Source organism: Chlamydia poikilotherma (genome assembly GCF_900239975.1).
GTDB classification, from domain to species: domain Bacteria; phylum Chlamydiota; class Chlamydiia; order Chlamydiales; family Chlamydiaceae; genus Chlamydia; species Chlamydia poikilotherma.
Genome location: NZ_LS992154.1, coordinates 507696 through 520474, shown reverse-complemented (window position 1 = coordinate 520474; position 12779 = coordinate 507696). Strand labels below are relative to the sequence as shown.

Here is a 12779-nt window from a genome sequence, read left to right as displayed (position 1 = left end):
ATTAGGATCGTTGATCCTACGCCTGTGGGAGTTTGCACTAGGCTCTTTAATATTTCGAACCTAGCACCTTTAGTGTGATCACTAAAGACAATAAAGGATTTGAGGTTTACCGACCAATATTTTCTTAACAACTTATTATTAGATCTTTCTAAAAAAATCTAAAAAACTCTTATCAAGGAAATGCAAATTTATAATGATTAAGATTCAATCCCCTAGGCTTCTCTCTTGTTAAAAACACGCTTATAAGGTAATTTCCAGATTATTCCTATTTAATGCTCTTTATTTAAATTTGGCCAAGCGATGGGTGAAAAAACAGAAAAGGCGACCCCGAAGCGTCTTAGAGACGCTAGAAAAAAAGGCCAGGTAGCAAAATCTCAGGATTTTCCTTCCGCGGTGACTTTTATCGTTTCGATGTTCACAACATTTTATTTATCGTCATTTTTCGCAAAACATCTTGGTAGTTTTTTAGTTTCTATTTTTAAGGAAGCTCCTACAAATCACGATCCTAGAGTCACGTTATACTATTTACATAGCTGCTTAACTTTAATTCTTACGACTTCTCTTCCATTACTTGGAGCAGTAGGCTTTGTTGGTATTCTTGTTGGATTTCTTGTTGTAGGCCCAACTTTTTCTACCGAGGTTTTCAAACCCGACTTAAAAAAGTTCAATCCTATTGAAAATTTAAAACAAAAATTTAAAGTAAAGACTTTAATCGAATTACTAAAGTCTATTTTAAAAATTTTTGGTGCCGCCTTAATTCTGTACGTTACACTAAAAAACCGTGTGCCGTTGATTATAGAAACTGCAGGAGTCTCTCCAATTGTTATTGCCGTCATCTTTAAACAGATACTTTATAAAGCGGTCACATCAATTGGTATTTTTTTCTTAGTCGTTGCCGTTCTTGACTTAGTGTATCAAAGAAAGAACTTTGCTAAAGAACTAAAAATGGAAAAGTTTGAGGTTAAACAGGAATTTAAGGATACAGAAGGTAATCCGGAGATCAAGGGACGCCGTCGTCAAATTGCTCAAGAAATCGCTTATGAAGATACCTCTTCTCAAATTAAGCATGCGAGTGCGGTAGTCTCTAATCCTAAGGACATAGCTGTAGCTATCGGTTATATGCCGGAAAAATATAAAGCTCCATGGATTATTGCTATGGGAATTAATTTACGTGCAAAAAGAATCATCACAGAAGCTGAAAAATATGGTATTCCTATCATGAGGAATGTGCCTTTGGCGCATCAGCTTTGGGATGAAGGAAAAGAGTTGAAGTTTATTCCAGAGTCGACGTATGAAGCTATTGGAGAAATCCTTCTCTACATCACTTCTCTTAATGCACAAAATCCTAACAATAAAAATATTAACCAACCCGATAATCTATAATGAACAAGCTACTCAATTTTGTTAGTAGAACCTTTGGGGGAGAAGCTGCCCTAAACATGATCAATAAATCCAGCGACCTCATCCTTGCTCTATGGATGATTGGCGTTGTTTTAATGATCATCTTGCCCCTACCTCCGACTATTGTCGACCTGATGATCACTATCAACTTAGCGGTTTCTGTCTTCTTATTGATGGTGGCTTTATATATTCCTAGCGCGTTGCAGTTATCAGTTTTCCCATCTCTACTCTTAATTACAACGATGTTTCGTTTGGGAATTAATATTTCTTCGTCGAGACAAATTCTTCTTAAAGCTTATGCGGGTCACGTCATTCAAGCTTTCGGAGACTTTGTCGTTGGAGGGAACTACGTTGTTGGATTTATTATCTTCTTAATCATTACAATTATTCAGTTTATCGTTGTTACTAAAGGTGCTGAGCGTGTTGCCGAGGTTGCTGCGAGATTCCGATTAGACGCTATGCCTGGTAAGCAGATGGCTATTGACGCGGATTTGCGAGCAGGAATGATTGATGCACAACAAGCTCGTGATAAACGAGGAATGATTCAGAAGGAAAGTGAGCTTTATGGAGCCATGGATGGTGCTATGAAGTTCATTAAAGGAGACGTTATCGCAGGTATCGTTATCTCCTTAATTAATATCGTTGGCGGTTTGACTATTGGCGTAGCTATGCACGGAATGGATCTCGCTCAAGCTGCACACGTTTACACCCTTTTATCTATTGGTGATGGTTTAGTCTCTCAGATTCCTTCACTACTTATCTCCTTAACTGCTGGTATTGTGACTACTCGTGTTTCTAGCGATAAAAACACGAATTTAGGTAAAGAGATTTCTTCTCAGTTAGTTAAGGAACCTAGAGCATTGCTTTTAGCTTCTGCAGCAACTTTAGGTGTGGGATTCTTCAAAGGATTCCCGCTTTGGTCCTTCTCGATTCTATCTTTTATCTTTGGTCTTCTTGGCGTTATTCTTCTTGCCAAGAAAAACAATACCACTAAAAAAGGAGCATCGGGAGCATCAACAACAGTAGGAGCTGCTGCTGACGGAGCAGCAACAGCTGGTGACAATCCAGACGATTATGCACTAACCCTACCGGTAATTTTAGAGTTAGGTAAAGATCTATCTAAATTAATTCAAAATAGAACAAAATCAGGGCAAAGCTTTATCGACGATATGATTCCTAAAATGCGTCAGGCTCTCTATCAAGATATAGGTATTCGTTATCCAGGAATTCACGTACGTACGGATTCTCCTTCTCTAGAAGGATACGACTATATGATCCTTCTTAATGAAGTTCCCTATGTTCGAGGAAAGGTTCCCCCAAATCACGTGTTAACTAATGAAGTAGAAGAGAATCTCAAGAGATATAATCTTCCTTTCTTAACTTATAAAAATGCTGCAGGCCTACCTTCTGCTTGGGTTAGTGAAGATGCTAAAGCTATTTTAGAAAAAGCAGCGATTAAATACTGGACGCCTTTAGAGGTAATTATTCTCCATCTTTCGTACTTCTTCCATAGAAGTTCTCAAGAGTTCTTGGGAATTCAAGAAGTGCGTTCTATGATTGAATTTATGGAACGTTCGTTTCCTGATCTTGTTAAAGAAGTTACTCGACTTATTCCTCTACAAAAGCTTACTGAGATTTTCAAACGTTTAGTCCAAGAACAAATATCTATTAAAGATTTGCGTACAATTTTAGAATCATTGAGTGAATGGGCACAAACAGAAAAAGATACTGTATTACTTACTGAATACGTACGTTCTTCTCTTAAACTCTATATTAGCTTTAAATTTTCTCAGGGCCAGTCCGCTATTTCTGTTTATTTATTAGATCCAGAAATTGAAGAGATGATTCGTGGAGCGATTAAGCAAACCTCTGCAGGATCTTATCTTGCTTTAGATCCCGATTCCGTAAACCTCATCTTAAAATCTATGAGAAATACGATTACACCAACACCTCCCGGAGGTCAACCCCCTGTGCTGTTGACAGCAATTGACGTAAGACGATATGTAAGGAAATTAATAGAAACAGAATTCCCCGATATTGCTGTGATTTCATATCAAGAGATTCTCCCTGAGATTCGTATCCAGCCATTAGGAAGAATTCAAATTTTCTAATAAGTATCTTTCGATTCTTAAAGAGGGTATATGGCTGCATCTGGAGGAGCTGGTGGCTTAGGCGGTTCACAAGGTGTTGACGTTGCAAAAATGCAAGCTGCAGCAGCGCAAGCTGATGCCCGAGAAGTTGTGGCTGGCCAAGAGCAATCCGACATCAGCATGATTAAGGATTCTCAGGATGTATCAAATCCTCAGGCAGCGACACGGACTAAAAAGAAAGAAGAAAAATTCCAGACTCTAGAATCTAGAAGAAAAGGCGCTGCTCAGACAGAGAAAAAATCCGAAGGCACTGGAGATAAATCCGACGCAGATCTTGCTGATAAATATACCGAAAGTAATGCGGAAATTTCAGGTCAAGATTTACGCAGCATTCGAGATTCTCTGCATGATGATTCCTCCGAAGAAGATGTTTTAGATCTTGTTAAATCTAAATTTTCTGATCCCGCACTTCAAAGCATTGCTCTAGATTACTTAGTCCAAACAACGCCTGCTTCTAAAGGTGCTTTAAAAGACACTTTAATTAAAGCACAACAAAACCACACGCAACAAAATAAACAAGCTGTTGTCGGCGGTAAAAATATTTTGTTTGCCTCCCAAGAATATGCGTCTCTATTAAATACTTCCGCCCCAGGATTGCGAGCTCTCTATCTTCAGGTAACTTCTGATTTTCATTCCTGTGAACAATTATTAACAACTCTTCAATCACGTTATAGCTTCGAAGAAATGGGGACCGTTTCCTCTTTCATTCTTAAAGGTATGGCTGCAGATTTAAAATCTGAAGGATCTTCGGTTCCACCTCCAAAATTACAAGTAATGATGACGGAAACCCGTAATCTTCAATCCGTGCTTACTGGTTATGATTTCTTTCAAACGAAACTACCCACACTTACTGCATCTTTAAAAGCTGATGGGATATCAGTGCCTGATCTTAAATTTGAGAAAGTAGCAGATACTTTCTTTAAGTTAATTAATGATAAATTCCCCACACCCTCAAAAATGGAACGTGGGGTTCGAGATCTCGTTGGTGATGATAGAGAAGCTATTACAGGCATGCTAAATCTCTTCTTCGTTGCCTTAAGAGGAACTTCTCCAAGATTATTTGCTTCAGCAGAAAAACGTCAGCAATTAGGCACGATGCTGGCTAATGCTTTGGATGCAGTGAATATTAATAATGAAGATTACCCAAAAGCCACAGACTTCCCCAAACCTTATCCTTGGTCTTAATTTTTACGGATTACCATGCAAAATCAGTTCGAACAACTTCTAGAATCCTTAGGAACAAAATTAAATACTTCTTTAGTTCCTGATAAGAACCAAGCATGTTTGATTCGTTTCAGCGATACTCAAGTTCCAGTACAACTTGAAGAGGATGGAAATTCTGGTGATATTGCTTTAGGAACAATTCTTGGAATGCTTCCTGAAAACGTATTCCGTGAACGGATCTTTAAAGCTGCTCTTTCTGTAAATGCTTCTCCTCAATCAAATATCAAAGGAATTCTTGGTTATGGAGAAATCTCACAACAGCTTTACCTATCTGATGTTTTAAATATGAATTATCTAAATGGAGATAAGCTTTTCCACTATCTAACTCTATTTTCCATGCATGCAAAAATTTGGATCGCTGCATTAGAAACTGGGAATCTTCCTGATCTACATGTCTTAGGTATGTATCATTTATAACTACTGACAACTACAAATTTGTCTAAACATGCAGGTTTTAGGTTCGTATGATTTATGACTCCATTTTCTAAAGCTCTACGCTATATCCAAAATTCCCCAGCTAAGCAAAGCTGGAAAACTCTGGGAACTATCCCTAAACAAGGGGTCTGCGTTCCCTTATTTTCCCTACATACACAAAATAGCTGTGGTATCGGAGAGTTTCTAGATCTTATTCCTATGATCTCTTGGTGTCGAAAACATGGATTTCAAATTATACAAATTCTTCCCATTAACGATAGCGGTGAAGATAGTAGCCCGTACAATAGTATATCTTCAGTAGCTCTTAATCCTCTTTATCTCTCCTTAGCAAGTCTTCCCCACGCTCAATCAGTTGCCTATGCTAATGCCAAGCTAAGAACTATGCAGCAGCTTTCTAAACTTCCCTATGTACATTATCCACAAGTCAAAGCTGCTAAATGGGAATTTCTCCGCGACTACTATCAGTACGCAGTTCAAATTGGAGCATTAAAAGACGAAGATTTTCAGATTTTTTGTGAAAAGGAAAAATATTGGTTGCGCCCCTATACAGTATTTCGCGCGATTAAGTATCACCTAAAGGGAGCTCCTATAAATAATTGGCCTAAAGTATATACAGATACTAAAAATTTCACAAAATTCGAAAAGGAATTCGAAAAGGAATGTGACTTCTTTGCTTATCTACAATATCTCTGCTTTCAACAAATGTCTCAAGTAAAGGCTTTTGCAGATGACAATCAAATTTTCCTTAAAGGAGATCTTCCTATTCTTATTAGTAAGGATAGCTGTGATGTTTGGTATTATAGACAGTTTTTTTCCTCTTCAGGATCTGCTGGAGCCCCTCCAGATATTTACAATGCTGAGGGACAGAACTGGCACCTTCCTATCTATAATATACATAATCTTGCTCAAGATAATTATACCTGGTGGAAAGCTCGTCTTCGTTATGCAGAAAATTTTTATTCTCTATATAGACTAGATCATATCGTAGGATTCTTTCGCTTATGGGTCTGGGATACTTCAGGAAATGGAAAATTCCAACCGGAAGATCCAGAAGAATATATTAGCCAGGGAACTCAGATGCTTACACAGATCTTACGCGCATCTCGTATGCTTCCGATAGGAGAAGACCTGGGAAGTATCCCCACAGATGTAAAACAAACATTATTAAAATTAGGGATATGTGGAACAAGAATTCCTCGGTGGGAGCGCAACTGGGAGGGAGACGGAAATTTTATTTCCTTAGAGAACTACTCTCCTCTTTCAGTAACTTCCTTATCGACTCACGACTCTGATACGCTAGCCCTATGGTGGCGTCATGCCCCAAAAGAAGCTCAAAAATTTGCGAAATTTCTAGGAATGTTTTTCACACCAGTCCTATCAGAAGAAGATCAAAAACATATTCTTACATTATCTCATAAAACATCGTCTATTTTTCATATTAACTTAATTAATGACTATCTTGCTCTTTGTCCTGATTTAGTATCCAATAATCTAAAATATGAACGCATAAACATGCCGGGTACCCTATCGAAAAATAATTGGGTATATAGGGTGAAACCCTCCGTAGAAGAAATTCTATCTCACGATGCATTCAACGCAAATATAGCGGATATCTTTTCCCATCTTTAAGATCTAGATCTTACTATTCTAAGTAAAATCAAGAAAAAATTTCTTTTTAAGTAGCTATAATTAAAATTTTTTGAAGAAAAAATCTTTCAGATATATCAGAAAATGTCTAACATAGGTTCTTTTCAATTATATATGTCTTATTCTTGCGATAACGACGAAGTTAATGTAGGGAAATCATGTCAAGAAAGTGTCCACTTACTGGGAAAAGACCTCGCCGTGGCAATAGCTACACCATCCGGGGTATTGCAAAAAAGAAAAAAGGAATTGGTTTAAAAGTTACAGGGAAAACCCCACGTCGTTTCTTCCCTAATATGGTTACCAAGAGACTGTGGTCTACAGAAGAAAATAAGTTTCTTAAACTTAAAATTTCTGCTTCCGCCCTACGGCTTATCGATAAGCTTGGCTTAGAAAAAGTAATAGCAAGAGCTAAAAGCAAAGGTTTATAATCTTTATAACAAAGGGGAATAGCCATGTCTTCCTTAAGACGTCTTGTTTCCCTTTTGCGATCCCAAAATGACCTTATTGATGTTTTTGCTCCTGTAGATCCTTATTTGGAGCTTCCTGAGATTCATCGTAGGGTTATTGAAAATCAAGGTCCCGCTCTCTTATTTCATAATGTTCGAGGGACCTCATTTCCCGTTATTACAAATCTATTTGGCACGCATAAACGTGTGGATCAAATCTTTTCTAGAGTCCCTAAAGATTTAATACCTCAGGCTATTCGTTTATTATCTTCTCCTCCTAAGATATCTCAATTATGGAAAAGTCGTAATTTGTTACTTAGAGGCTTATCTTTAGGATTACGTAAAGTTCGCTTCTCAAAGTTTCCCCATAAAAAAATGGCTTCTGTAGATTTACATCAGTTGCCTATGCTGACAAGCTGGCCAGAAGATGGTGGTGCTTTTCTCACACTTCCTTTGGTTTATACAGAATCTCCTAGTTCTGGAATTCCTAATTTAGGGATGTATCGCATGCAAAGGTTTGATAGCGATACCTTAGGTTTGCATTTCCAAATCCAAAAAGGAGGTGGGATGCATTTCGATGAGGCGGAAGAGAATAATAAAAATCTTCCGGTTACAGTGTTTTTATCAGGAAACCCTTTCTTGATACTCTCTGCAATAGCTCCCCTACCTGAAAACATCTCAGAACTTCTCTTTTGTACATTTTTACAAGGATCTAAATTACGTTATAAAAACGATCCTGATACACCACACCCTCTAATCTACGATTCTGAATTTATCCTTATCGGAGAGGGAGTTTGCAATATACGGAAACCTGAAGGACCTTTCGGAGATCATTTTGGCTACTATAGCCTTCAGCATGACTTCCCAATTTTTAAATGTAGAAAGATCTATCACCAGAAAGATGCTATCTATCCTGCCACAATTGTAGGTAAACCCTATCAAGAAGATTTCTACTTAGGGAATAAGCTTCAAGAATACCTCTCACCTCTATTTCCTATGGTCATGCCAGGAGTACGTCAATTAAAGAGCTATGGCGAAGCAGGATTTCATGCACTAACAGCTGCTGTTGTTAAAGAGAGATACTGGAAAGAATCTTTAGCAACATCTTTAAGAATTCTTGGAGAAGGACAATTATCATTAACAAAATTCCTAATGGTAACAGATCACTATGTCGATCTAGATAACTTTCCTAAACTTCTAGAAACAATATTATCACGTATTATTCCCGAACGTGATCTACTTATCTTCTCAGAAACATCAAATGATACTCTAGATTATACAGGACCTAAATTAAATAAAGGTTCTAAAGCTATTTTCATGGGTATAGGCCCAATAATTCGTGATCTTTCCTATAAATATCGGGGAAAACTCATCCCTAATATCACCGATATAGGAAGTTTTTGCCCCGGTTGTCTCGTTCTTCAGACTACACTGCAACAATTAAATATCGATACGTTATTAGATCATACTGATTTGCGTTCGTGGCCATTCATTGTCCTTACAGAAAATCTTCAAGAGACATTAGCGAGTCCAAAAAGTTTCCTATGGAAAACATTCACACGTGCTGCTCCTGCAACAGATTTGCACATACGTTTCAATAAGGTCATTAATCACAGACCTCAATACACTTTTCCTATCATCCTTAATTCCCTAATGAAGCCTGACTATCCTAAAGAAGTCGAAGCTGACAAGGAAACTATCCAAAAAGTTTCCTATCGATGGAATGAGTATTTCCCTAAATATTAATCTAAGTTATTCTAGCTGACGCATTAAGTTTTCTTTAAAAATAATGACTTTTTTATAACAAAACTCTTATTACTAATTTTTAAAAGAGAAATACTAAATCCAACTAAAGCTATGAAAAAGAAAATAAACTCGAAATTAAAAATCATTTTAATTGTAGGATCACTATTATTCTTTGGTGTTCTTACGAAATCTCAAACTCCCGATACATTTCAAACTTTTACAGCTTCGCAAGAGCCTGTGATTTATTCCAAACAGTGTGGTGATGATTCTCTTAAGGTAATCTGCGACGCCATAGATTCTGCAGAAAAAAGTATATTTCTTCGTATTTATCATCTGACCGCTCCTGAGATTTTTACAAGCCTTGCCAATCAAGCTAATGCAGAACGCAATGTCACCATTCATTATGAAAAAATGGCAAAAATTCAAGAATTCCCTAAAAACAACCATGTAACATTAGTTGAACATCCTTCTGAAGGAAGAAAGCTAATGCATCAAAAAGCCCTAGCCATAGACGACAAGCAAGTTTGGCTAGGATCGGCAAACTATACACATGTTTCCTTTCTTCAAGATAGCAATTTAATCATTGGTTTAAAAAGTAAGGAACTTTGTCAATATATTAAGGATGAGTCCTGCGGAAATTGTGTTGTCGATGGTCAAAATGTACAATACTTCTCTCTACCAGGCGATCAGGGAAAAGCATTGTCAGCAGTTTTACAAACACTAAGGACTGCAAAAAAAACCATCCAATTAGCCATGTTTGCCCTAACCTATCCTCCCGTATTTCGTGAGCTTAATGAGGCTAAAAAACGCGGTGTAGACGTGAAAATTTTGATTGATAAAGATTTTAAGACATTATCAATCAAGCAGATTCAAGCTTTAAAAGATTCCAGTCTGACACTACACACGAAAACAACTCCTTATCGTCTACATCATAAATTTGCGATTGTGGATCAAAAAATTCTGATTGCGGGATCTGTAAATTGGTCAGAAGCCGGATTTTGTATAAATTCCGAAGACATGCTTATCCTAGATAATCTTACAAACAAACAAGTGAAAAAATTGAATAGAATCTGGGAAGATCTAGAGAAACAAAGTGCTCTTTCTTACCCGATTAGTGATGAGGATCAAAAAGTCATTCAACTGCCTAAAGAAAAACGTGCTGCCTAACATTCATCATCTTTACTCCAAAACAATAGAGAGGCCATATCCAAGACGCCCCTATTGCGAGCAATAACCCAAGCTTCTGCGGCATTAGCAATAGCCTGAGCTGCAGACGCCCCTATTTTTACCGGTTTTTTACTTTTAGCTATATTGAAACTCTTCTCGTATTTTTGAGATTCACGATCTTCTTGGCTATCTTCATCTTCTTTAAAGCCCGCATTTTTCAAACTTCTAAAATCTAAATCTACGTTACGCAATTGGGATAGAAGAACTTTTGCCTGTTTACGGTTGAGAATTTTAAAACGATGTCTTCTCTGTCTTTCGTCTTTCTCTTGATCAGCAATAGCTAATAAAGCCAAACGCATAGCTTCATTTTTAGCTATTTCATCAGAGATCTTCTGAGTTAATGGCATATTGCTGTGTGGATCTTTACTTACTCCTTGAAGAAGAAATGCTCCGTAAGGATCAAAAGGTATTATACGCACTTGAATCTCCCTAATCTAATTCCATAGATTTGCCTTTTTCATCTTTATCAGAAAAACGCCTGTTATCTCGATCCCGGTTTTGTCCTGAAAATCCTCCTCCAGATCCTCCTCCGTCATCATGCACAGAAGCAGCCTCCGGCTTCCCTTGCACCCCAAGACGCGATGAGGAAGCAAATGGTTGTGGAGGTCTAAAAATCAATGGCGGGTCTATAGCCACGTTACGATATTGATAAATTAAAGGATCTGGCGGTGCTCCAGGGCCTTTTCGCTTCTCTACTTCATGTTTATATTCAGATAAAGAACGCGGCAGTGGTGCTAGCAAAGATATTCCCTGATGAGAGGAAAATAAATATGCTGAACTTACCGTATCAAATCCCGTTGATCCTGCAGAAGCATCGTATTTCGGTTCAGGGTTTTCTTCAGGAACTGGTGAAAATACCGGGTCATTATCTGAAAGAACAGAAAAACTTACATTCCCCTCGCGACTTAAATCCGGAATGGTATCATTAGAAGAGGGGTCGGTAGGGAAACGGTAGGGTTTTTCACTATGATCTGCAAATAACGGAAAACTTTTTACCATATTTCCCGATTTATCTATAGATGAAAAATCCGTATGTCCTTGATTACTAGAGATTCCCATAGGAGAATGCTCCGGTTTATCATTATAACTTTGCGTTACTGTCCCAGAAAATTTTGGAGGAGGAAAGCTTGTACTTCCCCCTGACCATGTAGCTCCTAAAGGCACGTAAACAGACGCAGAAGCCCCGGAAGATAGTAAACTTGCCATCATTTTTGCTATAGCAAGCTGGTCTTTTAAAAGATCTTCTCGACTTTCTTTCTTTTCAGCTTCTTTCGCGGAGGTTTCTAAAATCCCCGATCCCTTTAAATCCACATTCTCAACTTTGCCAGCATCACGACCTGAATCAATAATTTTTGTATTTTTTGAGGTGTTTTCTGCACGCATATCTGTGCTAAGACTGCGATTTTCTAAATCCGATACATCTATCATACCCTCATTACCAACAAGAGAAGCTCTGCGCAATAAAGAAGAGGTCTCTATATTTGGATCTAAGATTGTGCTAATCATTTCTCCACCTAGGCGATTCACTGTCCAGGCAGTCACTGTAGACTCTGTTATCGACGCTCTAGCCGTCTGAAATGAAGCTATTGAAGAAGTTTCTGCAGCACTGATCTCCTCCCTTGATATCGATAATGAGGCTAAGGACGTGGATCGCAACGACTCTAGAGAAAGCATAGAAACGTCAGAAGAGGTGTCGCTAATCCCAGATGCATCTAAATAAAATCCCTGCATTTCTGGAGAAATACGGTTCCCCTTCTTACTGACCATTTCCATATCGCTGGGCAACAGAGATCTTCCTTCTCCATCAGCCTCTGCCTTACGAGCAGAAATTCTAGAAGCCCTTGTACCAAATCCCGATAAAAATCCCTGAACACTAGCTCGAACTTTGGAAAAGGCACCGCGCAATTTTGATTTAGGAGAGGACGAGGCTTTTTCCTGAGTCTTTCGATATTTTCCCTCATTAATCTGGAGATCAGTCTCATAATTCGCACTGGCTCCAGACTGAATCATAGCCTCCTGCTTTCTAGAAGAGGTCTCCTTTGTTTCAGAAAATACGGACTCTTTAGGACCCGATAATGACTCCGGTTGTTTCCCCATAATTGCGGGGTCCCATTTATCAGGTCCTGAAGGAGAAATATTACTATTTCCAGAAATTGACATAATTTATTCTCAGAGTTTTTAAAAAATACTCATTAGTTATGTTTTAATTTTAAAATAAAAAATAATTAATTCAAAAAAAAGAACTTAAGAAACAATTAAAAGAGAAAAAGACAAAAAAAAACGCAAGGTGGCGGCACCTTGCGAAAAAACCTAAAAATAAGGGAGGAGGGAAGAGAGCCGGTAGGCGCAAGAAAGTGCGCCGCCGTCGTTCCAGATGAGGTACTCGTACCAAACTGTCCGGCAATATTGAGATTGTGGAGATCTCAATATTGCAGCAGCTTCTGGAGCGCAAAAATTAGCCCAGGCTAACCTCAGCCTTATTACGGGTTTGTCCCGTTCTGCA

The 12779-nt window shown here is 38.1% G+C and carries 10 protein-coding genes; 8 read left to right on the top strand and 2 right to left on the bottom strand.

Going from position 1 to position 12779, the window contains the following annotated elements; all coding sequences use genetic code 11:
- Window positions 1–300 precede the first annotated feature (300 nt).
- The 8 genes from sctU to C10C_RS02310 all read left to right on the top strand — a co-directional run bounded on the left by sctU (window position 301) and on the right by C10C_RS02310 (window position 10216).
- Entirely contained in the window at window positions 301–1383 is a 1083-nt protein-coding gene (sctU, locus tag C10C_RS02345; RefSeq protein WP_117274253.1) for a type III secretion system export apparatus subunit SctU, read from the top strand.
- On the top strand, window positions 1383–3512 hold the full coding sequence (gene sctV / locus C10C_RS02340) for a type III secretion system export apparatus subunit SctV (RefSeq protein WP_117274252.1): 2130 nt from the start codon (window positions 1383–1385) through the stop codon (window positions 3510–3512). The genes sctU and sctV overlap by 1 nt, the downstream gene beginning before the upstream one ends.
- Before the next feature lie 30 nt (window positions 3513–3542).
- The gene (sctW, locus tag C10C_RS02335) at window positions 3543–4736 is read left to right on the top strand and encodes a type III secretion system gatekeeper subunit SctW (protein WP_117274251.1); all 1194 of its coding nucleotides are present in this window, start codon (window positions 3543–3545) and stop codon (window positions 4734–4736) included.
- 15 nt (window positions 4737–4751) lie between these two features.
- On the top strand, window positions 4752–5192 hold the full coding sequence (locus tag C10C_RS02330) for a CesT family type III secretion system chaperone (RefSeq protein WP_117274250.1): 441 nt from the start codon (window positions 4752–4754) through the stop codon (window positions 5190–5192).
- Between the two features lie 54 nt (window positions 5193–5246).
- On the top strand, window positions 5247–6839 hold the full coding sequence (locus C10C_RS02325) for a 4-alpha-glucanotransferase (protein ID WP_117274249.1): 1593 nt from the start codon (window positions 5247–5249) through the stop codon (window positions 6837–6839).
- 176 nt (window positions 6840–7015) lie between these two features.
- Complete coding sequence (rpmB, locus tag C10C_RS02320) at window positions 7016–7285, top strand: 50S ribosomal protein L28 (RefSeq protein WP_006343133.1); 270 nt, start codon at window positions 7016–7018, stop codon at window positions 7283–7285.
- 24 nt (window positions 7286–7309) lie between these two features.
- Window positions 7310–9049 carry a menaquinone biosynthesis decarboxylase gene (locus C10C_RS02315; RefSeq protein WP_117274248.1) on the top strand — a complete coding sequence of 580 codons (1740 nt, stop codon included), beginning with the start codon at window positions 7310–7312 and terminating at the stop codon, window positions 9047–9049.
- Window positions 9050–9160: 111 nt separating this feature from the next.
- The gene (locus C10C_RS02310; RefSeq protein ID WP_117274247.1) at window positions 9161–10216 is read left to right on the top strand and encodes a phospholipase D-like domain-containing protein; all 1056 of its coding nucleotides are present in this window, start codon (window positions 9161–9163) and stop codon (window positions 10214–10216) included.
- Here C10C_RS02310 and C10C_RS02305 read toward each other — a convergent pair.
- Both C10C_RS02305 and C10C_RS02300 read right to left on the bottom strand, forming a co-directional pair.
- Entirely contained in the window at window positions 10213–10695 is a 483-nt protein-coding gene (locus C10C_RS02305) for a hypothetical protein (RefSeq protein WP_117274246.1), read from the bottom strand. The two genes, C10C_RS02310 and C10C_RS02305, sit on opposite strands and share 4 nt — an antisense overlap.
- Window positions 10696–10705: 10 nt before the next feature.
- Window positions 10706–12436 carry a hypothetical protein gene (locus C10C_RS02300; RefSeq protein WP_117274245.1) on the bottom strand — a complete coding sequence of 577 codons (1731 nt, stop codon included), beginning with the start codon at window positions 12434–12436 and terminating at the stop codon, window positions 10706–10708.
- Window positions 12437–12779: the final 343 nt, after the last annotated feature.